Raw genomic sequence first — 20,072 nt, 5'->3', positions numbered from 1 at the left:
CTGACGGTCCCGCTGAAAAAGGCAGACAGCGGAGCGACCCCTTCCCGTGTCGCGCCGTCCCGGGGCGGACGGCCCTGCGGGGGCCGGCCTCACCGCGCGCAAGCCCCTAGATTGCTCGGGGAGGAGGCCTCATGAAGACAGGCAGTGGGACATCCAGCTTCGTTCGTCCGTTCGCGGGCGCTGCGCTCACCGCCGCCGTGCTCGCCTTCATGGGAGTGCCCGCGGCGGCGGTCGCCCAGGGCGTCGTGCCCCAGGTGTCCTGTTACCAGCGCGCGACCGACGGCGGACTCGGCGACTCCCTGGCCACCCAGCTCTGCCGCGGCGCTCGTTCATCCACGCCCGCCGACTGCTTCGTGCGCGCCCAGGATGAAGGCTCACTCACGCAAAGCCAGGCCGTCCAGTTGTGCCAGTTCGCCGCGCCCGACGAAGACCCCGCGGGTTGCTACCTTCAGGCCCGGGAGCAGACCTTCACGGACCCAGCGCGCGTGTTGCAACTGTGCCAGCCCGCGGTCCAGAGCTGTCCCGGCTACGTGGAGTAGGCCGGCGCGGCTCGCTTCGTCGGTAGCAGCAACTCCCGCAGGCGCGCGAGGTCCACCGGCTTCACCAGGTGCTCGTCGAAGCCTGCCTCCAGCGCGCGGCGCCGGTCCTCTTCCAGGCCGTAGCCCGTCACGGCGATGAGCACCAGGTCGCGCCCTTCGTCCGTCGAACGGAGCGCGCGGGCCACCTCGTAGCCGTCGAGCCCGGGCAGGCCGATGTCCAGCAATACGACTTCGGGACGGAGCTCGCGCGCCCGCGCAAGCCCCGAGGGGCCGTCCTCCGCTTCGCTGACGGTGTGCCCTTCCATCTCAAGCAGCTCGCGGACGAGCTGCCTGCTGTCGGTGTGGTCATCCACCAGCAACACGTGACGTCCGGAGGCTGGCGCCACGGGCGCGTCTTGAAGCACAGGCGCCTGTTCGACCTGGCCGCGCGGCAGCCGCACCGTGAAGGTGCTGCCCTTCGCGAGCCCGTCACTGTGCGCGCGCACGGAGCCGCCATGCAGCTCCACCAACCGCTTCACCAGCGTGAGGCCAATGCCCAGGCCTCCCTGCGCGCGGTCCAGGGTGCGTTCGGCCTGGAAGAAGAGCTCGAACACGCGCTCCTGAAGGTCCGGTGACAGGCCATCTCCGGTGTCGGACACCTCCAGCACCACGTGGCCGGGCTCCTCCCGCGTCACCACGCGGACGCGGCCGCCGTGCGGCGTGTACTTGAGCGCGTTGGACACGAGGTTCGTCACGACCTGCTCCAGGCGGCTCGCGTCCCCCTCCAGCCAGGCCCGCGGGGCCTCCACCTCCACCTGGTGCGCCTGCGTCCGTCCGGAGGACTCCAGCGCCGCGACGGCGCGCCGCACGCACTCCGACAAGTCCATGGTCTGCTTCTGGAGCAGGATGCGGCCACTGCTCACCCGCTCCACGTCGAGCAGGTCGTCCACCAGCCGCGCCAGATGGAGGGCCTGCCGCTCCACCAGGGCGCGCGCCCGCTCGCGGCTGGCGGCGCCCTCCGTCACCGACAGCACCTTCACGCCGCTGGTGATGGCGGACAGCGGGTTGCGCAGCTCATGGCCCAGCATGGCCAGGAACTGGTCCTTGGCGAGGTTGGCCGCCTCGGCCTCCGTCATCTTCGTCCGCAGCGCGGCCTCGCGCTCCATCACCATGGCCGCGGTGAGCGCGAGCGTCGCCCGCAGGTCCTCCAGCTCGGAGATGCCCGTGGGCCCCACGTTGGTGAAGGCATCCGCCGAATCCGGGCGCTCCCGGGCCGCGCGGGCCAGGGCGCGGAGCGGACGCGTCATGCGGCGGCTCACCCAGGCGGCCCAGGCGGTGGCGACGGCACAGCACCCCAGCCCCGCGATGAGCAGCGCGAAGAGGGACTGGTTCACCGACGCGGCGAACACCTCGCGCGGCCCCGAGAACGACACCGTCCAGGGCACCAACCGCAAGCGCGAGTAGGCCGTGAACGACTTCATCCCATCCACTGTCTGCGTCGCGAAGAAGCCCTCGCGGCTCGCGCGGATTCTCTCGACGTATTCGGGCCGGGCCTTCGTTCCGACGAACCGGGCGCGGCCCCGGCTGCGCGAGAGGATGACGCCCTCCTCGTCCACCAGCGCGCCCAGCCAGTCCCCCGGGACGCGCTGTTCGTCCCAGAGCTTGTCGAAGTGCTGCATGGCGTACGTCGCCACCAGCACGCCCGCGAGCACGCCCTGACGCCGCACCGGCATCGCCACCGCCACGGTGGGCGCCCCCTGGAGGCGCGGGGAGGGAAAGTCGGAGATGACCACGCGCCCCGTCTCCACGACCTCGCGCACGTAGGGCCGCTCATCCACGAGCGCCGTCAGGTCGGTTCCGAAGGGCTGGTCCGTGGAGAACATCGTCCGGCCCTCCACATCCAGCAGGAAGAGCGAACCCCATTGTGCCTGGGACGCCACCACGGCCTGGCAGGTGGCATGGAAGGTCTCCAGGTCGCCTTGCGACAGCGGGGCTGAATGCGACAGCACCTCCAGCGCCCGGACCGACTGCCCCAGCTCCCGCTCCACGACGAGCGTCAGCGCCCGGGCCGTCTCACGCATGCCCTGCGCCCGCGCCTCCCGCTGCGACACCGCGAAGCGGCTCACCGCCCCCGCCGCGAAGAGCACGAGCGGCACGAGCAGGCCGAGCGCGAGCAACCCGAGATAGAAGCGAAGCGAACGCGGCTTCATCGACCGGCGACCTTCCAGGGAAGCATCGCGCCGCATCCTGCACGGACGGGAGCACGAGGTGCCCTCCAGTACACTGGAATGACGTGACCTGAACAGTCTCGCGGAGGATGAGCTCAAGCGTCGACTTGCGGATGCCTGCTCGCCTCCCATCACGAGGCCAGGGCCAGGGTCGCGTTGACTGCGGGTGAAGCAAAAGCGCACAGTTTTCCGCGCCATGAACGAAAAGAGCGCGTCCTACCAGTCGTGGCTGGAGTCGTTCGCCAGCGAGCACGGCGCCACCGCGGGCACCATCCACCTTCAGCGGGGAGATGACCTCTTCCTCGTGGCCGCCCTCAACATCCCGCCGCCGTTGATGACGGCCGTCCAGCACGTGCCACACGGCAAGGGAATGGCGGGGCTCGCCCAGGTGCGCAAGCAGCCCGTGCAGACGTGCAACCTGAAGGAGGACACGTCCAGCGACATCAAGCCGGGCGCGAAGGCGGTGGACGCGCGCGCGGCGGTGGCGATTCCGGTGCTCGACGCGACAGGCCGGGTGCGCGCGGTGGTGGGCATCGCCTTCACCGAGGAAGGCTCGCTGGCCGTCGAGCGCGAGACGTCCCTGATGGCCGCGGCGTCCCGACTCCCCATCGCGGATGGCTGAGCCCACGCCGGGCCTGACGGCGGCGGGTGAAGGCGGGCTGTCCGGCCGCGCCGTCATGGGCTGGGCGGCCTTCAGCGGGCTGCTGCTGGCCGCCATCCTGGTGCCCTTCGCCTGGTTCGGCGCCAGCCTGGAGACCGCGGCTGGAGACTTCCTGGCCATGCGGCCACCGTCCTGGCAGGTCGCGCTGCTGCTCGGGGGACTGCTGGCCTGCGATGCCGTGCTGCCCGTGCCCTCCAGCCTGGTGGGCACCGCGGCCGGGGGCCTGCTGGGCTTCTGGGGCGGCGCGGCCACGTCCTGGCTGGGGATGATGGCGGGCTGCGCGGTGGGCTATGGCCTGGGCGCGCGAGCCGGAACGGCGGCGCTGCGGCGCATGGTGGGTGACGCCGAGCTGAACCGGCTGGCCCGCGCCGCCGACCGGGTGGGGCCCTGGTTCCTGCTCGCCTTCCGCGCGGTGCCGGTGCTGGCGGAGACGTCCGTGCTCTTCGCGGGCACCAGCCGCATGCGCCCCCGGACGTTCCTCACCGTGAGCGCCCTGGCCAACCTGGGCGTCTCGGTGACCTATGCCGCGCTGGGCGCCAGCGCCGCGCGGCTGGAGTCGTTCCTGCTGCTCTTCGCGGGCATGGTGCTGCTGCCCGGCCTGGCGCTGGCCTGGATGCGGCGAAGGACACCACCGCATCCGGCCCCGGCGCCACGCTAGGGCGGCCTGCTCAGCTCCGCGCCGCGCGCGCGTCACGGCCCCGGGCGCGGGCGGCCTTGGCGAGCGCGTCCGCGCCCTTCTCGTCACCGCGCATCCACTCCTTCATCGCGGGGACGATGCTCTTGCTCCAGCCCTTGCCGGCGCGCACGGACAGATAGTCCTTCACCAGCGCGTCCACCATGGCGGACAGCTGCTCCATCAGGAAGAGCCGCTCGGAGAGCTGGTCATCCTCCTCCTCGCTCATCAGCGCCGGCAGCTTGCCCGCGCGGATGTCGAGGAACTCGGAGTCCACCGTGGCCTCGAACTCCTTCTCGCCCTGGGTGAAGCGCAGGCGGGCCTGGGCCACCAGCAGCCCGCGGTCCAGCGAGTGCTTCACCTGCTCGGAGTACGGCGCCAGGGTGCCCTTGGCGCTCATCTCCGTCACGTCGCCCGCCACGCCGCGCAGCACCACGCGGCCCATGAAGAGGACGCTGACCCCCTCACCTTCCACCTCGACGAGCGGCCCGCCCGCCTCGGTGCGCCACAGGAGCCACGTGAGGAACTCCCGGCCCAGGTAGGCGCGGCCACGCAGGAGCTGGTCCTGCGCCTTGCCCTTCTCGGCTTCGGCCTCGTCCTTCGTCTCCTCGGTGGCGCCGCCGTCCACGCCGACATCACCGCGCATGAAGGCCGCTTCGGCCCGCGCCTCGTCACGCCTCGCCATGTGCCACCTCCGCCGTCGTCGGCAGGTCCATGCCAATCAGCTCCGTGGTGGGCCCCAGCAGGGACTCGTCGATGCCCGCCGTCTGCGCCATGGCCGACGGCGTCATGCCGAAGAACTTCACGTTCAGCCCGCCCTCCAGCGCGACGGTGATTTCGTCCACCACCTTGCGCGACGCGGACCAGATCTGCACCTGCTGCGTCTTCAGGTTCCAGCTCACGTCCACCGTCGACGTGCGGGGCGTGGCGCGGTTGCGGAGCATCTGGCGGATTTCGCCGCGGCTCTGCGTCTTCTCGCCCCGGCTGGGCGGACGGCCATTCTCCTTCTCGAAGGCGGCGGCCCACTTCGCCAGCTCCGCCTTGAGCGCCGCGGCCGGCACCTTGATGGTGTCGATGCGGAAGGCGAACAGGGCGTACTCCCCGTAGTAGAGACGGCCGGCGGAGAACTCACTGGACTCCTCGGTCTCCAGCTCCACGAAGCCGACGGCGCGCTCTTCTTCGGAGCGGCGGTCGATGGGCTCGAACGCGTGCGCCTTGAGGCCGCGCGTCAGCCAGCGTTTGACATCCGAGGGCGCTTCCTTTGCCGGTTCGACCCGGAAGCGCGACAGCGTGACAGCACCACGAAGGACAGGCATGGGGCGCGGCAGGATGGGGGGCGAGCGCCGTGCCGTCAAGGCACTCGGCGTGGGTGGCGGCCCACCTCGGCCCCATGACAGGTCCGCCCCACGGCGGTAGCGTGGCGGGCGACATGCGCCGCGTCCTGTCCGCCTCGTTGCTGCTCATGGCCCCCCTGGTGCTCTCCGGCTGCTTCCGAGAGACGCGGCCCGAGGGCGACACCCTCCCCTCCCTGGCCCGCGCGCTCTTCGACACCCTGGAGGCCGAAGGCGCCCTGGCCAGCGCCTACGTGGTGGATGCGCGGACGGGCGAGCCGCTCTTCACCCACCGCGAGCACGTCCGGCTCCTGCCCGCCTCCACGCTCAAGGTCGTCTCCACCGCGTCCGTCCTCTCCGCGCTGGGCGCGGACTTCCGCTTCCAGACGCCGGTGGCCCTGGAGGGCACGCTGGAGGGCGGCCTCTTCCTGGGCGACATCGTGGTGGACCCCACCGGGGACCCGTCCCTGGGCTCGTGGCGCTTCCCCGAGACGGCCCTGGCGTGCGAGCAGGTGGCGGAGGCCCTCCAGGCGCGCGGCGTCCGCCAGTGGCGCGGGAAGGTGCGCGTGCGCGGCGCGAAGGAGGCGGAGCTCCCGTTTGGCCCTGGCTGGGCCTGGGATGACGCCGCCTATGCCTACAGCGCGGCGCCCACGGCCTTCGTCTTCCGGGAGAACGTGGTGGACGTGGCGCTGTCCCGGGCCGCGGGCGCGGACTGCGCGCAGCCCCCCACCCTCCAGGTGACGCCCGCCTTCGCGACGCTGACGGCCGTGGTGGGCGTGGACACGAACGCGGAGCGCCCCTCCCTGGCCTGCGTGCGCCAGCGTGGCGGGCCCGGCGTGCGCTGCCTGTGGCGCTCCGCCGCGGACACCTGCCCCCGCTCCGCCGCGGTGAGGCTGTCGGTGGACGACCCCGAGCAGCTCTTCGCCGCCTGCGTGGAGGCGTCCCTGCTGGAGCGCGGCATCCCCCGGCTGCCCATGACGCTGGAGGCGCCCACGCCGCCGCGGCCCTCCGTGCCCGCGCCCCTGGTCACCCTGATCAGCCCGCCGCTGTCCGCGCTGGTGAAGGTGACGAACAAGGAGTCCCTCAACCTGTACGCGGAGCGCCTGGGCCTGCGCTTCGCGCGCGAGCTCACGGGCACGGAGAGCTATGGCGCCCTGCGCGCCGCGCTGACGGAGGAGCTGGCCCGCCGAGGCATCCCCTCGCGTGACTTGCGCCCGGTGGATGGCAGCGGCCTGTCCCGGTACAACCTGGCCACCGCGCGGGGACTGGTGCGCGTCCTCTTCACCAGCCTGCGCGAAGCCTACGGTGCCGCGCTGCTGGACAGCCTGCCCGTGGCCGGCCAGGACGGCACGCTCGTGGCCCGCCCCGTCACCGCCGACACGGCGGGCCACATCCGCGCGAAGACGGGCACGCTGTCCGGCCAGCGGTGCTTCGTGGGGGTGGTGGACCGGCCGACAGACGCGCGGCACCCGCGCGTCGTCTTCGCGCTGATGCTGGGGAACATGGACGACGGCACCGCCCTGCCCGCCAACGAGGCGTTCGACCGGTTCGCGGCGGGGCTCGTCACGCTGCCGCTGCGCTGACGGCCAGGGCGCACCGTCTCATTCTCAACGGTCGCACGGCGCAGGCGCGAGCGAACACCCGGCGCGCGGCGGCATTCCCGACGCAACGAAGCCGTTTCCCGTCCCGAGGGACGTGGCAGGCTGCCGCGCGTTTTCCAACCCCGAGGTGAACCGTGAAGCTGAAGACCGCATTGACGGCGGCGGCGGTGCTGACCCTGCCGCTGGCTGCGCCGGCCGCCCCCGCCCCCGCGCCCACCGCGGCGGCGCCCCGCAAGGCCGCCGCCAAGGCGCCCGCGACGCCGAAGAAGGAGCAGGTGGACACCTACCACGGCACGGCGGTGAAGGACCCGTACCAGTGGCTGGAGGACTCGTCCGACGCGCAGGTGAAGCAGTGGAACGACGCGCAGAACGCGTACACCCGCGCGCTGCTGGACAAGCTGCCCGGACGCGAGTCCATCCGCCAGCGCGTCTCCGAGCTGCTGAGCTGGAAGTCCCCTGGCTACGGCGGGCTGCACGAGGCCGGCGGCACGCTGTTCGCCGTGAAGTACCAGCCGCCCAAGCAGCAGGCCTTCCTGGTCGTGCTCGGCTCGGTGGATGACACGTCCAAGGAGCGCGTGCTGCTGGACCCCATGGTGGTGGACCCGTCGGGCCACACCACCATCGACTGGTACGTCCCCACGCTGGACGGCAAGCGAATCGCAGTGTCGATGTCGAAGAGCGGCACGGAGAGCGGCGACGTCACCGTCTATGACGTGGCCACCGGCAAGCCACTGCCGAATGAGACCGTGCCCCGCGTGAACAGCGGTACGGCGGGCGGCAGCCTGACGTGGACGGCGGACGGCAAGGGCTTCTTCTACACGCGCCACCCGCGCGGCGAGGAGCGCCCCGAGGCGGACCGGAACTTCTTCCAGCAGGTCTACTTCCACCAGCTCGGCACGCCCACCCAGAAGGACACGTATGTGCTGGGGAAGGACTTCCCGCGCATCGCGATGACGGAGCTGGACACGTCCCACGACGGCAAGCACATCTCCGCCGTCGTGGCCAACGGCGATGGCGGCGAGTACATGGTGTACCTGCGCGACGCCGCCGGGAAGTGGTCGCAGGTGTCGAAGTTCGAGGACAAGGTCATCCGCGCGCGCTTCGGCCACGACGGCGCGATGTACCTGCTCAGCCGCAAGGACGCGCCGCGCGGCAAGGTGCTGCGGCTGCCGCTGGCCACGCCCACGCTGGACAAGGCCACGGTGGTGGTGCCGGAGGGCGAGGCCAGCATCCAGGGCTTCTTCCCCACGAAGTCACGGCTCTACGTGAGTGAGCAGCTCGGCGGGCCTTCGCAGCTGCGCATGGTGGACCTGAAGGGCAAGGCGCTGGGGACGGTGCCCACCCTGCCCGTGTCCTCCGTGGGCGGGCTCGTGAGCCAGGGCGGTGACGACGTGCTCTTCATCAACACCAGCTTCACCCAGCCGATGGCCTGGTACCGGTACTCGGCGAAGGACAACACGGTGAAGAAGACGGCGCTGGCCCGCACGTCGCCGTTGGACCTGAGCAACGTAGAGGTGGTGCGCGCGTTCGCCACGTCCAAGGACGGCACGAAGGTGCCGGTCAGCATCCTCAAGAAGAAGGGCACCAAGCTCAACGGCAACAACCCGGCCCTGCTGACGGGCTACGGCGGCTTCAACATCTCCATCAGCCCGAACTTCAACGTGCTGGCCGGCTTCTGGCTGGAGCAGGGGGGCGTGTTCGCGGTGGCCAACCTGCGCGGCGGCTCGGAGTTCGGCGAGAAGTGGCACGCCGAGGGCTCGCTCACGAACAAGCAGAACGTCTTCGACGACTTCTACGCCGCCGCGAAGCTGCTGGTGGACCAGAAGTACACGCAGCCGAAGAAGCTGGCCATCCAGGGTGGCAGCAACGGCGGCCTGCTGATGGGCGCGTCCGTCACCCAGCACCCGGAGATGTACGGCGCCGTCGTGGCGCGCGTGGGCATCTACGACATGCTCCGGGTGGAGCTGACGCCCAACGGCCAGTTCAACATCACCGAGTACGGCACCGTGAAGAACCCGGAGCAGTTCAAGGCGCTGCACGCGTACTCGCCGCTCCACAACGTGAAGGACGGCACGGCCTACCCCTCCGTGCTCTTCACGTCCGGCGCGAACGATCCGCGCGTGGATCCGTTCCACTCGCGGAAGATGGTGGCCCGGATGCAGGAGGCCACCAAGGCGAAGAACCCCATCCTGCTGCGCGCCAACGCGGAGACGGGCCACGGCGCCGGCACGCCACTGAACGCGCGCATCGAGGAGGAGGTCGATGTGTACTCATTCGTGTTCAACGCCCTGGGCATGAAGTACCAGCCCCCGGCGAAGAAGGTCGCGGCGCCCAAGCCGCAGTAGCCGCGTGAGGACTGCATCCACCGCCGCCCGGACACTGGCGCGGCGGTGGACGCGGTACGGCGGTGCGACTCAGCAGGTCCAGGTGCAGGCCGTGCCGCCCCACACCTGGTTGCAGCGCCCTTCCGTCTGGGGAAGCGAGTCGCAGAAGGCCTGAGTCGTCCCAGGCAGCGCCTGGCAGCACCCCGTGCACGTCCAGATGCAGGAGGTGCCCTGGTTGACCTCATTACAGCGCCCGGGCGTCTGGGGAATCGAGTCACAGAAGGCCTGGGTCGTCCCCCCCTGCGCCGTACAGCACCCCGTGTTGAGCGCCGCCTCTTCGCTCACGCCGTCGGACGCCGCGCCGTCTTCATCCACCACGCCACAAGCCGTGAGGCCCGCGACGGCCAGCAACACAGCGCCATGGAGCGCGAACCGCTTCAGTGAACCACGCATGCGAAACCACCTTTCCTGAGCAAGCTGCGCTACCAGCCTAACCCGAGGAAAAGCGGAAAAGAACGACGTCCTTTAAAGCCCCCGGACCTCGACCGCGCGAGCTTCGGGCTCGACGAAGCGCAGCAACGCCTCACCTTCCTTCGCCAGGGCCTCGCGGTCCTTCTTCTTCTTGAGCGGCGCGAAGGGCTCGACGACGAGCGCGGCCACCGCGCGCTTGCGCTCCACCGTCCACGTCCCGGCGACGAAGCCGTCCACGAGAAACGTCGCGGGGATGCGCAGGTTCTTGGTGATGAGCTTGGAGCGGTACGCCTCCTCCACCAGCCGGGCCCGGTCATCATGGCCGAGCACCAGGCTGTCGAACTCCGGGAGGAAGCGCGGGGGCGAGGGCGTGTCCTCGTCCGGCCGAGGCGCCTCGGGCAAGTCAAACAGCTCCCGCCCCTTCTCATCCCGGAACGTGCGCAGCGAAGGCCGAAGCGCCTCGAAGGCGGGCTTCAGGCCCTTGAGGCCGGACCACGTCTGGGCATCCGCCACTGACGCCGGACCGAAGGCCGCGAGGTAGCGGCGCACCAGCGTGGGCAGATCCGCCTCGGCTCGTAGGGGCGCCCCCAGCCACGCGTCCGCGACCGCGAAGTCCGTGGTGCCGGGGTAGCCCCACTCCGTCTCCGTGGGGACCTGGATGAGCGGCAGGAACATGCGCACCGCGAAGCCCATGGCGCGCTCGTCGATCTGCGGATGGAGGGCCACCAGGTGGTCGCGGAGCGCCTCGAAGGTGCGCGGGGCTTCCTCGAAGAAGGCGCGCGCCTCCTTCACGAGCGGCGCGACCTCCAGCCCCTTCGCGCGCTCGCGCAGCACTGAGGCCACCGAGGCCTCGAGCAGCGGCGTGAAGCTGGCGCGCAGGTTCCGGTAGTCCTTCGCGCTCGCGAGGTGCAGCGTGCCGCGCATCAACGTGGCCCGGACCACCTCCCTACGATGAAGCAATGCCTGGAGCGCAGCTCGCTCGAAGCCCTCGACACGCGACCACAGGCCGATGAACGGCGGCTTCGCCTGCTGGGCCTGGAGCGCCAGGAGTTGCTCCACCGCGCCGAGCACGGAGGTCTGCTCACGCGTCAGCAACATCTGCCGCGCCAGCGTCGCGCGGTTGAGGGCCCTGAGGGTCAACGAGGTGTCTGGCATGTGGCCTCTCCCGCGTGGCGAGCAATGGAATGTGCCGCCTCACCTCGCGGGTCGCGGAGGTGTAGCACTTCACGAACGCGAGACGAACGCCCCCAGACACCCTGGAGCCGGGCACTTCGGGGTGCCACCATGCGAGGCATGGACGTGACCTCGCTGGACATGATGACGACGCCCGCCGCCCTCGTGGACCTGGACCGCGTGGACGCCAACCTGAAGCGAGTGGCCGCGTACACCCGCCAGCACGGCCTGCGGTGGCGACCGCACACGAAGACGCACAAGACGCCGGAGCTGACCGCGCTTCAGCTCGCCGCCGGAGCCCAGGGCGTCACCGTGGCCACCGTGCGCGAAGCCGAGATCATGGCCGCCGTCTGCGACGACGTGCTCCTCGCCTATCCTCCCGTGGGAGCGGAGCGGCTCGTCCGGCTCATGCGGCTGCCACCTCAGGTCCGGCTCACCGTGGCCCTGGACTCGGGCGAAGCGCTGGAGCTGTTGAGCCGCGAAGCCCGTCGGGCCGGCCGCACCGTGGGCGTGCTGGTGGAGCTGGACCTGGGCATGCGGCGCGTGGGCGTCCAATCCCCCGAGGACGCGGTCGCCCTGGCCCTCGCCGTGACTTACAGCAGTGGCCTGGAGTACCGGGGCATTACCTTCTACGCCGGACACCTGCGCATACCCCAGGCGGAGCTGGGCCCCGCGATGCGCGAGCAAGCCGCGCGGCTCGCCACCTACGTGGAGGCGCTGACTGCCGCGGGGCTGCGGCCCTCTACGGTGAGCGGAGGCTCCACGCCGACGCTGTGGCGGTCGCACGAAGTCACCGGGCTCACGGAGATTCGGCCGGGCATCAACATCTTCAACGACCGCAACTCCGTGTCGATAGGCGCATGCGCGTGGAACGAATGCGCATACTCCGTGCTGGCCACGGTGGTGAGTACCTCGGTGCCGGGGCAAGCCGTCATCGACGCGGGCTCCAAGGCCCTGGCCAAGGAGGATGGCTTCACGGACACGGGCGTGTACGGCGCCCTGCTCGACCTGCCGGACATCCTGGTGCGCGGCCTGTCTGAGGAGCACGGCCTGCTCGACCTCTCCAGCACCGCCTGGCGGCCGCGCGTGGGCGACCGCGTGCGCGTGGTACCCAACCACGCCTGTGCCTCCGTCAACCTGCACGACCGGTTGCACCTGCTGCGCCAGGGCACCTGGGCCGGCACGCACGCCATCACCGCGCGCGGCTGGTGACGCGCGCCGCTCACTCCATGCGCTGGAGCTCCTTCGACAGCAGCGTCTCCAGCTCACGGATGTTGCGGTAGACGATGCAGCGATAGGACGCGACGTCGAAGCGCAGCTCGTTCACGTCACGCACCAGCAACAGCGTGGGCCGCCCGCGCCCCCACGCATAGCCGACCTCCAGGTACACGTTCGGATTGGCCAGGGACAGGTCGGCGATCACCACCTTCGCCGTCTCGATGCGCTCGCGGATGCGCTGGATGATGGGGCCGTCGAACAGCTCCTGGTCCACGCGCTCGCACAGCATGCCCGCGGCCTTCACCGGGCCCTGGATGCCGTAGTGATACGTGTCCTCCAGTTCGGCCGCGAAAGGCATGGCCACGAAGGCGTGAGGCTTTGCCATGGACACAGTGCCCGCCGTCGCCAGGGACGGCGCCTGCGTCACGGCTGACATTCGCCGCACCCGAAAGCCACCCTCCGGCAGCGGCTCCACGCCAGGCGTCGCGCTCAAGCCCCGCGTGAAGGCCTTGGCAAGTCTTTGCGCACGGCGAGCGTCCCGCTCCACCACCGTGAAGCGCGTCAGGGATTGAGGCCCGGCGCCACGTTGGAAGGCTTCAACGAGCCCGCCCACGAAGGCGAGCACGGCCTCGTCTTCATCCAAGCCGTAGTTGGGGCCATGGACGGTGCCCGCGACATGCGCGAGGCCCGAGTGGTGCTCCAGCGCCGCCAGCGCACGCACCGCGAACTGGCGAATCTCGTGGTAGCCGAACTCTCCCAGACGAACAGTGCCCAGGAAGAGCGCCAGTGGCGCCGTCAGGGCCCCCCGCGTCTCCACGAGGCGGCTCGCACCGGGCGCGAGCGTGAGCTGCGCCAAGGGAACCCCCGCCAGCTCCAGGCGCCGCGCTGCTTGACCCGTCGCGCCATAGAGGCTCTGTGCGTATTTGAACAGCACCGCGTCCGCGGTGAACTCGGTCAGGTCTCCTACCTTCAACGCCACGTCGAGGAACTGGGCCATTGAGCCCCACTGTAAAGCCTTGCGCCTGCTGTTCCCAACCCGACGTCCACGTCTGCCCATCAGGGCATGACGCAATGCGCCTCTCTTTTTCTCGGCTATCAAGTACGTCCCGTCTGAAGATCTCCGTTTGTGTTGTGTTAAGGAACCACCCCGACCCTTGGGGGGTCCATCCCGACACGGCCATGACGGCGCGGGGCACGGAGGAGAGTCATATGGAGCGCATTGGAATTGTTGGCGCCGGCACCGCGGGACTTCACCTGGGTCTGAAGCTGCTGTCCCACGGTGTGCCCGTGACGCTCTTCACGGAGCAGGAGCCGAGCAGGCTACGGGGTTCCCGTCTGCTCAACACGGTGGCGCACCATGCCCCCACGCGCATGCGCGAGCGCGCCCTGGGCGTGGACCACTGGAGCGGCCCCAACGCCGACATGTTCTATATCGGCATCCATGTGAACGGCGGCTCTCAGCCGTTCAGCCTCCGGGGCCGCGTGGATTCCCCCTCCATCTTCGTGGATTACCGCCAGTACCAGCCGCGCCTCGCGGACGACTTCGTCGCGCGCGGCGGCAAGCTGGAGGTGCTCCCCGTGGACGTCGACGTGCTGGAGCGCCTGGCGCGACAGCACGCGCTGATGGTGGTCGCCACCGGGCGCAATGGCCTCACGCGCCTGTTCCCCCGCGTGCCCGAGCTGTCGCCACACACGCAGCCGCCGCGCATGCTCTTCGCCGCGCTGCTCAAGGGTGTGCGGATGCAGGAGCCCATCGGGATGAACGCCCACCTGATTCCCGGTCAGGGCGAAATCTTCGAGTCCCAGGTCGTCACCGCGAACGGGCGCGTGCCCAGCGTGCTCATCGAGGCGCTGCCCGGCAGCGAGCTGTCCCGGCTCAGCACGCAGCGCTACGACGAAGACCCGCGCGCCTTCGAGGCGATGCTGATGGGCTTCCTGCGCCGCTTCGCCCCCGCCACCTACGAGCGCGTGGACCCGGCGAGCTTCGGCGTGCTCGGGCCACTCGACTACCTCCAGGGTTCCTTCACGCCGACGGTGCGCCAGGGCTGGGCGCCTCTTCCGGGTGGCCGCTTCGTCCTGGCGGTGGGCGACACGCATGTGACGAACGACCCCGTCGCGGGCCAGGGCGCCAACGCGGGGTCCGCCTCCGCGTTCGCGCTGGCGGAGCACATCGTCACCGCGCTGGCGGAGAACCGGCCCTTCGACGCGGCCTTCTGTCGCGAGGCCGAAGCCGGTTCGTGGGCCGCCACCGCGCCGGCGACGCATTGGACCAACGCGCTGCTGCAGCCGCCGCCTCCGCACGTGATTGAGCTGCTGGCGGCGGGAAGCAAGGACGTCCGGGTCGCGGATGCCATCGCCACCGCCTTCGTGACGCCCGAGCTCATCCTCTCCGCATGTGCCAGCCCGGAGAGCACCGCGGCGTTCATCGCGCGGCACCGTCCCCTCGCCCGCGAGGCCGCGCCGCCGTCCAGCCCCCTGGCGTGGCACCCGCCTCCCGAGGAGCCAAAGGCCCCTGTGTCGCTGACCCGCTGAGCACCGTTGAAGTCGTCGCGACGAGGCGACGCGAGCAGGCCTCCTCGTCGCGCGACTGTGCTCCAACACAGCGGTCTGGCTTGTTGATGCGAGGCGTGCGCGTGATTCAGCCCTGCCCCGCTGGGGACGCGCGGTTATCTTCCGCGCCATGCGATTCGCCATCTTGGGCTCTGGAGGCGTCGGTGGGTTCTTCGGCGCGAAGCTGGTCCGCGCCGGGCATGACGTGACGTTCCTCGCGCGCGGAGCACATCTGCGCGCCATGCGGGAACACGGGCTCACCATCCACGGCGCTGACGGAGCCTTCACCGTCGCCGTCAAGGCCGACGACGACGTCCAGCGCTTCGGTCCCGTGGACGTCGTGGTCCTCGCGGTGAAGAACTATGACGTCGCGTCCGTGCTCCCCGCGGTGAAGACGCTGCTCTCCGCGCGAGGCACACCGGCGCCGGACGAAACGCCGCCCTTCGTGCTCACCTTGCAGAACGGCGTGGACAGCCCATTGGAGGTGGCCGCCGCCGTGGGCGAGGCCGCCGTGCTGGGCGGCACCACGTACATCTCCGCCGCCATCAGCGAGCCGGGCGTCATCACCCAGGCGGGCACGAACCACCGCGTCGTGCTGGGCGAAGTGTTCGGAGACACCTCGCGCGTCTCCGCCCGGGCCCAGGCCCTGAGGGACGCGCTGGCCAGCTCCGGCGTCACCGTGGACGCAGTGCCGGACGCGCGCGGCGCCCTCTGGGACAAGCTCTCCTTCCTGGGCTGCATGTCCGCCTTCAGCACCGCGTCCCGGCTGCCCGTGGGCGCCCTCCGGGACAGTCCGGCCTTCCGCGAGGTGTTCCGGCAGGCCGCCGCCGAGGTGCTCAGCGTCGCCGCCGCGGAGGGCGTCACCACCACCCGCACGCCGGACGCGCTGGTGCGGTACATGGACGAGCTGCCCGCCCACATGCGGCCGTCCATGCTGGGCGACCTGGAGAACGGCAAGCCGCTGGAGGTCGAATACCTCCAGGGCGCGGTCGTGCGCCGGGGCCGCGCGCGGGGCGTCCCCACGCCGGTGATGAGCACCCTCTATGTCCTGCTGATGCCGCACGCCCAGGGGGAACGGAAGGCCTGAGCCACGACGCCCGGCTGGAGGACAGCCAACACCCTCCCCGCCTTCAGGGCCCGCGCAATCGCCGGGCCGGATGGGCATATGAGCGTCATATGACCGAGCCGAAGCCCCGTCCCCCCGAGAACGAGCTGCCCCCCGTTTTGGGCCGCGTGGCCTTTCTCGCCGTCGTGTCCGGCCTGACGCCGCTCATCCCCGTTCCCTTCCTGGATGACTACGCACTCCGGCAGGCCCGCGAGAGCATGGTCCTCACCCTCCTCTCCGAGCACGGCCTCCCCAGGCCGGCCCGGGCGGTGGAGGTCCTCGCCGGCTCCCACCTCGGCCGGACGGCGGGCGGGCGCCTGATGAGATCCCTGAAGGCCCTGGCGCTCTTCCCGGTGCGCAAGGTGTTCCGCAAGCTCTTCTTCGTCTTGTGGGTGAAGGACTGCGTGGACGTGGCGTCGTCAGCGCTGCATCACGGCTACCTGCTCAACCATGCCCTGGAGCGTGGCGACCTGAGGCCCGAGGACCTGGAGGGCCCGCTGCCCGGAAAGCTCCACGACGCCATCGTCGCCGCCTGCTCGGAGCTGGACCCGCGCCCCGTCAACCAGGCTCTGCGCCGGCTCTTCGCGGGCAGCCGCCTGCTCATGGCCGAGGCCACCCGCGCCTTCTTCAGCTCCGGCGCCCCCGGCCCCCGCACGCCCGAGCCGGGCGAGAGCGCCGAGGTGAAGACCTTGACGGAGCGCCTCATCGCCGCGCTCTGGGAGGAGCGCGGCTACTTCGCCTCGCTGCAACAGCACTACGACACGCACCTGAAGGCGCGCCACGCCCCGTAGGGGGCCTGGCGTGTCACGGCACGGTGTCGGTGGTGGTGGCGGCCAGCGGCTCGCGGATGCGCCGCGAGAAGTCCGGGCGCCCGTCCGCCGCCTGCGCGCGCGCGTTGATGTGGTGGCGCTTGCGCACCTGCTCCAGCGGCGCGTCCCGGTCGATGAGCTCCAGCTCATACGCCAGGGCGTCCGAGAACGCCGGCAGCAAGGTGCGGTGGTCGTAGGGCACCTGGCTCTGGCTCACCTTCTCCAGGTGCCGCACCAGGTTGGTGGTGCAGTTGTTGGTGAGCGTGTCGTAGAACTCCGGCTTCTCGTGCAGCGCGTTCATCCGCGCCACCATGTCGAGGAAGAAGCTGACGATGCGCTCCTTCGACGCATCCACCGGGTAGAGGTAGACGTCATCCTTGCGGTGGTTGGAGCGCAGCTGCACCAGGTCTCGCTCATCCCCCACGACGTAGGTGAGCTCGAACTGGCGGAACAGGCCGCCCAGCGCGGAGAACGTCTCCCCCTTCTCGCGGCGGACCTCCACGGAGAAGACGAGGTAGCGCCCATCCGCGAAGCCGAAGCTCACCATGGTGTGGGCCGCGCCCCAGACACCGGAGAAGGGCTCCACGATGAACCACGCCCCCGTGAGCTCACGCGTGTCATACGTGGCCGAGTACCACGACGCATCCCAGTCCGACGGGGTGCGGTAGCGGAAGTCCCGGACGTCATGCAACGTCACCCGGGGGCCCTCCACCACCGCCCGGGCGGAGCGCGCCAGGTCCGGCGCCCAGTCCGCCTGCGTCGCGGGCCGCACCGTCTGGGTCCACCCCCAGATGGACACACACCCGACGCCGATGACGGACACGGCGGCCCACCGTGAATGGCGCCGCCAGGCCACCACCGCGCCCGCCGCGAGCACCGCCGCCCCCAGCGCCCTGAGCCCGTTCGCGCCCTGGGGGCCCGCCCCCGTCAGCGCCAGGGCCAGGGCGGCCCAGGTGACGCCCAGCGCGAACACCAGCGCGGTGATGACACGGAAGACACTTTGCATGGCCGGCGAGTATATGCGGGCTTCAGACGCCGACCGCACCCACGCCTCCCGTGGCTTGACCCTTTTTCCTGGATTGTGGCCAGAATGCGGCCCGTTCCAGGAGAGACATCAATGGCGGATGAGCGAGAGGACACGACCATCTACAAGGTCGTGGTGAACCACGAGGAGCAGTACTCCATCTGGCCGGCCGACCGCGAGAATGCGCTCGGCTGGAAGGACGCAGGCAAGCAGGGACTCAAGGCCGAGTGCCTGGAGTACATCAAGGAGGTCTGGACGGACATGCGTCCGCTGAGCCTCCGCAAGAAGATGGAAGAGCTGAAGTCGTAGTCACGGCACCGCCCGTGCGCACGCCCCTCGCGAACCCTGGCAACGGCGCCAGGGTCCGGGGGGCGTGCTGCATGAGCGGAACCGGCAGCGACGCCTAGAGGTCCGGCGGCGGCCGGACGCCCAGGTGGCACGCCCTCAGCGCCAGCTGCGTGCGGTTCTCCGCGCCCAGCTTCCGGTAGAGCTGCGTGACGTGGGACTTCACGGTGCGCTCGGCGATCTGCAGGTGCGCGGCGATCTTCAGGTTGTCCGCGCCGCCCGCGACATACGCCAGCACCTCGCGCTCCCGCTGCGTGAGCGCCAGCAGCACGCTCGCGGTGGGTGACGTCACCGGTGGATGCTCGAAGTCGTTCCTCAGGAGCTGCACCGGGAACAGCCGCTCGCCTCGGACCAGGGAGTTGATGGCGGACGCCACCGCCGTCGTGCCCAGCCCCGCGCGGAACAGGTAGCCGGAGGCACCCTCGTCGAAGCACTGCGAGATGATTTCCGGGGTGCTCACCGCGGAGAGCAGCAGCATCCTCACCTCCAGCCGGCGCTTGCGCGCCTCCCGCAGGAGGTTGATGCCTTCCGTGACGGAGCAACCCACGGCTGCCTCGCTGTCACCCTCCACGTCCATCACCGCGACCTGCGGCGGGTCTGTCCCCAGGCTGTCGAGGAACAGGCGCACGTCTCTCGTCACCGAGGAGATCTGCACGCCTTCACCACGGAGCCCGTCGGCCAGGCCCTGCCAGGCCGCCCACGGTCCTTCGAGAATTGATACACGAATCGCTGCTTGATTGGTTGCCATGCGAAGGCCCCCCAGCCGTCATGGCGAAAACTGCATGAACAGACAACTGACCACAGCCGGCTCCGGTACCACCTGGGCCAGTGGGTTGCATGACAGGGAAGAACGAGCGTGTCCGCTGAGCCACTCCGGAGTCGACCTACCGATGTACGACTCGACTCCTGACTGTTTTTGACTTTCAGCTACTCCTGACGTCCCTGCGGGCCGCACCTCCTTCGGCCCAGGTTCATGGTCCAACGCGGAAACCCTATCACCGGGGAAGCGCAGACGCGAACCAGCCCTAACGGGAGTGTCCAGTGTGCATGAATCAGAGCCCATTACGGGGGTTTCATCCGTTGGTTCGTCATCGCTGTCCGCCGCCGGACACGCCCTGGCGTCCACAAGTCAATGAAAGCCCCCTCCCGCACCGCGCTGACTGTCGACCGTGACACACGCGCCTGGGACCTGAATATCCCGCAAGTCCAAGCAGAAAAGAGGGTGCGACATAGGCGGCGTGGGAGGAAGGCAGACGTGTATGCTGCCGCTCCCGCATGCGCTCCGCTCTGACTCCCCATCTCGACGTCGCCACCCCCGAGCGCGTCGCGCTCACGCTCCCCGTCGCGGGCATTGGCTACCGGTGCCTCGCGTGGCTGGTGGACGCGAGCCTGCTGTTCTTCTTCTGGCTGGTGGCCTACTTCGTCTTCACGCTGCTGGTGTCGGACGTGCTGGGCGCCTTCCAGGCGCTGTCGGGCGTGGGGCAGACGTTGCTGGTGGTGGGCGTCTTCGCCACGCAGTGGCTGTACTGGACGGTGAGCGAGGTCTTCTTCCACGGCCAGACGCCAGGCAAGCGGGTGCTGGGCATCCGGGTGGTGCGCATGGACGGCTCGCCCGTGGGCGTCTACGAGAGCGCGGTGCGCAACCTCTGCCGCGCGGTGGACTTCCTGCCCATGCTGTACGCCGCCGCCTGCGTCAGCATGCTCCTCACCCGCCAGCACCGGCGCCTGGGAGACCTGCTGGCCGGCACGCTGCTGGTGCGCGAGGAGCGCATCGACCTGGACAAGTACACCGCCGCTCCGGCCACGTCCGAGCGAGCGCCACAGGGCACGGGCGCGAGGCCCCTGTCGCCGGAGGACGTGGAGCTGGTGCTGTCCTTCCTCTCACGCGCGCCCAGGCTGGCGCCGGAGGTGCGGCAGCGGCTGGGCGCGCGGCTGGTGGAGCGCGTGGGGCCCGAGGACGCGGAGGCGCGCGCGGCGGTGCTGGCGTCCGCGGAGCGCACCGAGGCCTTCCTGCGGGACCGCGTCCAGGGGGAGCGCTGAC

The 20,072-nt window shown here is 70.4% G+C and carries 19 protein-coding genes; 11 read left to right on the top strand and 8 right to left on the bottom strand.

Annotated elements, in window-relative coordinates:
- Window positions 1-131 precede the first annotated feature (131 nt).
- Window positions 132-539 carry a hypothetical protein gene (locus tag HV824_RS05805; protein WP_176422855.1) on the top strand — a complete coding sequence of 136 codons (408 nt, stop codon included), beginning with the start codon at window positions 132-134 and terminating at the stop codon, window positions 537-539.
- On the opposite strand, the gene HV824_RS05800 is transcribed toward HV824_RS05805, so the two are convergent.
- Window positions 527-2,728, bottom strand: a complete 2,202-nt coding sequence (locus tag HV824_RS05800) for an ATP-binding protein (protein WP_176422854.1) — start codon at window positions 2,726-2,728, stop codon at window positions 527-529. The two genes, HV824_RS05805 and HV824_RS05800, sit on opposite strands and share 13 nt — an antisense overlap.
- Before the next feature lie 214 nt (window positions 2,729-2,942).
- On the opposite strand from HV824_RS05800, the gene HV824_RS05795 reads away from it, so the two are divergent.
- Together HV824_RS05795 and HV824_RS05790 are read left to right on the top strand one after the other, a co-directional pair.
- Entirely contained in the window at window positions 2,943-3,368 is a 426-nt protein-coding gene (locus tag HV824_RS05795; protein ID WP_176422853.1) for a GAF domain-containing protein, read from the top strand.
- Complete coding sequence (locus tag HV824_RS05790) at window positions 3,361-4,065, top strand: TVP38/TMEM64 family protein (RefSeq protein ID WP_176418392.1); 705 nt, start codon at window positions 3,361-3,363, stop codon at window positions 4,063-4,065. The genes HV824_RS05795 and HV824_RS05790 overlap by 8 nt, the downstream gene beginning before the upstream one ends.
- A gap of 10 nt (window positions 4,066-4,075) precedes the next feature.
- Here the strand turns inward: HV824_RS05790 and HV824_RS05785 are convergent, their stop codons facing one another.
- Complete coding sequence (locus HV824_RS05785) at window positions 4,076-4,765, bottom strand: hypothetical protein (protein ID WP_176418393.1); 690 nt, start codon at window positions 4,763-4,765, stop codon at window positions 4,076-4,078.
- Window positions 4,752-5,396, bottom strand: coding sequence for a recombination-associated protein RdgC (gene rdgC, locus HV824_RS05780; RefSeq protein ID WP_176422852.1), 645 nt, complete (start codon window positions 5,394-5,396; stop codon window positions 4,752-4,754). The genes HV824_RS05785 and rdgC overlap by 14 nt, the downstream gene beginning before the upstream one ends.
- A gap of 113 nt (window positions 5,397-5,509) precedes the next feature.
- Here rdgC and dacB point away from each other — a divergent pair, with 113 nt between their 5' ends.
- Together dacB and HV824_RS05770 are read left to right on the top strand one after the other, a co-directional pair.
- Window positions 5,510-6,994 carry a D-alanyl-D-alanine carboxypeptidase/D-alanyl-D-alanine-endopeptidase gene (gene dacB / locus HV824_RS05775; protein ID WP_176422851.1) on the top strand — a complete coding sequence of 495 codons (1,485 nt, stop codon included), beginning with the start codon at window positions 5,510-5,512 and terminating at the stop codon, window positions 6,992-6,994.
- Window positions 6,995-7,146: 152 nt separating this feature from the next.
- On the top strand, window positions 7,147-9,357 hold the full coding sequence (locus tag HV824_RS05770; protein ID WP_176422850.1) for a prolyl oligopeptidase family serine peptidase: 2,211 nt from the start codon (window positions 7,147-7,149) through the stop codon (window positions 9,355-9,357).
- A 69-nt stretch (window positions 9,358-9,426) separates the two neighbouring features.
- Here HV824_RS05770 and HV824_RS05765 read toward each other — a convergent pair whose 3' ends face one another.
- Window positions 9,427-9,789: a hypothetical protein gene (locus HV824_RS05765; RefSeq protein WP_255207796.1), complete on the bottom strand. Its 363-nt coding sequence runs from the start codon at window positions 9,787-9,789 to the stop codon at window positions 9,427-9,429.
- A 72-nt stretch (window positions 9,790-9,861) separates the two neighbouring features.
- Window positions 9,862-10,962 (bottom strand): winged helix DNA-binding domain-containing protein, encoded by a 1,101-nt coding sequence (locus HV824_RS05760; RefSeq protein WP_176422849.1) that lies wholly within the window; start codon window positions 10,960-10,962, stop codon window positions 9,862-9,864.
- A gap of 138 nt (window positions 10,963-11,100) precedes the next feature.
- Here HV824_RS05760 and HV824_RS05755 point away from each other — a divergent pair, with 138 nt between their 5' ends.
- Window positions 11,101-12,192 carry a D-TA family PLP-dependent enzyme gene (locus HV824_RS05755; protein ID WP_176422865.1) on the top strand — a complete coding sequence of 364 codons (1,092 nt, stop codon included), beginning with the start codon at window positions 11,101-11,103 and terminating at the stop codon, window positions 12,190-12,192.
- A 10-nt stretch (window positions 12,193-12,202) separates the two neighbouring features.
- Here the strand turns inward: HV824_RS05755 and HV824_RS05750 are convergent, their stop codons facing one another.
- A complete protein-coding gene (locus HV824_RS05750; protein WP_255207794.1) occupies window positions 12,203-13,195 on the bottom strand; it encodes a hypothetical protein in 993 nt (330 codons plus the stop codon).
- Between the two features lie 212 nt (window positions 13,196-13,407).
- Here HV824_RS05750 and HV824_RS05745 point away from each other — a divergent pair, with 212 nt between their 5' ends.
- The 3 genes from HV824_RS05745 (at window position 13,408) to HV824_RS05735 (ending at window position 16,644) form a co-directional block, all read left to right on the top strand.
- Window positions 13,408-14,730: a styrene monooxygenase/indole monooxygenase family protein gene (locus HV824_RS05745; RefSeq protein ID WP_176422848.1), complete on the top strand. Its 1,323-nt coding sequence runs from the start codon at window positions 13,408-13,410 to the stop codon at window positions 14,728-14,730.
- Between the two features lie 148 nt (window positions 14,731-14,878).
- Window positions 14,879-15,835 (top strand): ketopantoate reductase family protein, encoded by a 957-nt coding sequence (locus HV824_RS05740; protein ID WP_176418399.1) that lies wholly within the window; start codon window positions 14,879-14,881, stop codon window positions 15,833-15,835.
- A gap of 89 nt (window positions 15,836-15,924) precedes the next feature.
- Window positions 15,925-16,644, top strand: a complete 720-nt coding sequence (locus HV824_RS05735; RefSeq protein ID WP_176422847.1) for a hypothetical protein — start codon at window positions 15,925-15,927, stop codon at window positions 16,642-16,644.
- Between the two features lie 13 nt (window positions 16,645-16,657).
- Here HV824_RS05735 and HV824_RS05730 read toward each other — a convergent pair whose 3' ends face one another.
- Window positions 16,658-17,668, bottom strand: coding sequence for a DUF4105 domain-containing protein (locus HV824_RS05730; RefSeq protein WP_176422846.1), 1,011 nt, complete (start codon window positions 17,666-17,668; stop codon window positions 16,658-16,660).
- Between the two features lie 111 nt (window positions 17,669-17,779).
- On the opposite strand from HV824_RS05730, the gene HV824_RS05725 reads away from it, so the two are divergent.
- Complete coding sequence (locus HV824_RS05725; protein ID WP_176418402.1) at window positions 17,780-17,995, top strand: MbtH family protein; 216 nt, start codon at window positions 17,780-17,782, stop codon at window positions 17,993-17,995.
- A gap of 94 nt (window positions 17,996-18,089) precedes the next feature.
- Here the strand turns inward: HV824_RS05725 and HV824_RS05720 are convergent, their stop codons facing one another.
- Window positions 18,090-18,779 (bottom strand): response regulator transcription factor, encoded by a 690-nt coding sequence (locus tag HV824_RS05720; RefSeq protein WP_002640682.1) that lies wholly within the window; start codon window positions 18,777-18,779, stop codon window positions 18,090-18,092.
- 527 nt (window positions 18,780-19,306) lie between these two features.
- Here HV824_RS05720 and HV824_RS05715 point away from each other — a divergent pair.
- The gene (locus HV824_RS05715; protein ID WP_176422845.1) at window positions 19,307-20,071 is read left to right on the top strand and encodes an RDD family protein; all 765 of its coding nucleotides are present in this window, start codon (window positions 19,307-19,309) and stop codon (window positions 20,069-20,071) included.
- The last annotated feature ends 1 nt before the right edge of the window (window position 20,072 follow it).

The organism is Myxococcus sp. AM009, from assembly GCF_013372605.1.
In the GTDB taxonomy this organism is placed as follows: Bacteria; Myxococcota; Myxococcia; order Myxococcales; family Myxococcaceae; genus Myxococcus; species Myxococcus vastator.
Note: the sequence above shows the minus strand (reverse complement) of the source record. Positions and strands in the feature narration are given on the sequence as shown.

Excerpts from the sequence above, each read along its gene's own strand:
- HV824_RS05715 (WP_176422845.1), top strand. The coding sequence starts at position 19,307 with ATGCGCTCCGCTCTGACTCCCCATCTCGACGTCGCCACCCCCGAGCGC.
- HV824_RS05800 (WP_176422854.1), bottom strand. The coding sequence starts at position 2,728 with ATGAAGCCGCGTTCGCTTCGCTTCTATCTCGGGTTGCTCGCGCTCGGC.
- rdgC (WP_176422852.1), bottom strand. The coding sequence starts at position 5,396 with ATGCCTGTCCTTCGTGGTGCTGTCACGCTGTCGCGCTTCCGGGTCGAA.
- HV824_RS05790 (WP_176418392.1), top strand. The coding sequence starts at position 3,361 with ATGGCTGAGCCCACGCCGGGCCTGACGGCGGCGGGTGAAGGCGGGCTG.
- HV824_RS05755 (WP_176422865.1), top strand. The coding sequence starts at position 11,101 with ATGGACGTGACCTCGCTGGACATGATGACGACGCCCGCCGCCCTCGTG.
- HV824_RS05760 (WP_176422849.1), bottom strand. The coding sequence starts at position 10,962 with ATGCCAGACACCTCGTTGACCCTCAGGGCCCTCAACCGCGCGACGCTG.
- HV824_RS05735 (WP_176422847.1), top strand. The coding sequence starts at position 15,925 with ATGACCGAGCCGAAGCCCCGTCCCCCCGAGAACGAGCTGCCCCCCGTT.
- dacB (WP_176422851.1), top strand. The coding sequence starts at position 5,510 with ATGCGCCGCGTCCTGTCCGCCTCGTTGCTGCTCATGGCCCCCCTGGTG.
- HV824_RS05795 (WP_176422853.1), top strand. The coding sequence starts at position 2,943 with ATGAACGAAAAGAGCGCGTCCTACCAGTCGTGGCTGGAGTCGTTCGCC.
- HV824_RS05745 (WP_176422848.1), top strand. The coding sequence starts at position 13,408 with ATGGAGCGCATTGGAATTGTTGGCGCCGGCACCGCGGGACTTCACCTG.
- HV824_RS05750 (WP_255207794.1), bottom strand. The coding sequence starts at position 13,195 with ATGGCCCAGTTCCTCGACGTGGCGTTGAAGGTAGGAGACCTGACCGAG.
- HV824_RS05765 (WP_255207796.1), bottom strand. The coding sequence starts at position 9,789 with ATGCGTGGTTCACTGAAGCGGTTCGCGCTCCATGGCGCTGTGTTGCTG.
- HV824_RS05725 (WP_176418402.1), top strand. The coding sequence starts at position 17,780 with ATGGCGGATGAGCGAGAGGACACGACCATCTACAAGGTCGTGGTGAAC.
- HV824_RS05805 (WP_176422855.1), top strand. The coding sequence starts at position 132 with ATGAAGACAGGCAGTGGGACATCCAGCTTCGTTCGTCCGTTCGCGGGC.
- HV824_RS05720 (WP_002640682.1), bottom strand. The coding sequence starts at position 18,779 with ATGGCAACCAATCAAGCAGCGATTCGTGTATCAATTCTCGAAGGACCG.
- HV824_RS05730 (WP_176422846.1), bottom strand. The coding sequence starts at position 17,668 with ATGCAAAGTGTCTTCCGTGTCATCACCGCGCTGGTGTTCGCGCTGGGC.
- HV824_RS05740 (WP_176418399.1), top strand. The coding sequence starts at position 14,879 with ATGCGATTCGCCATCTTGGGCTCTGGAGGCGTCGGTGGGTTCTTCGGC.
- HV824_RS05785 (WP_176418393.1), bottom strand. The coding sequence starts at position 4,765 with ATGGCGAGGCGTGACGAGGCGCGGGCCGAAGCGGCCTTCATGCGCGGT.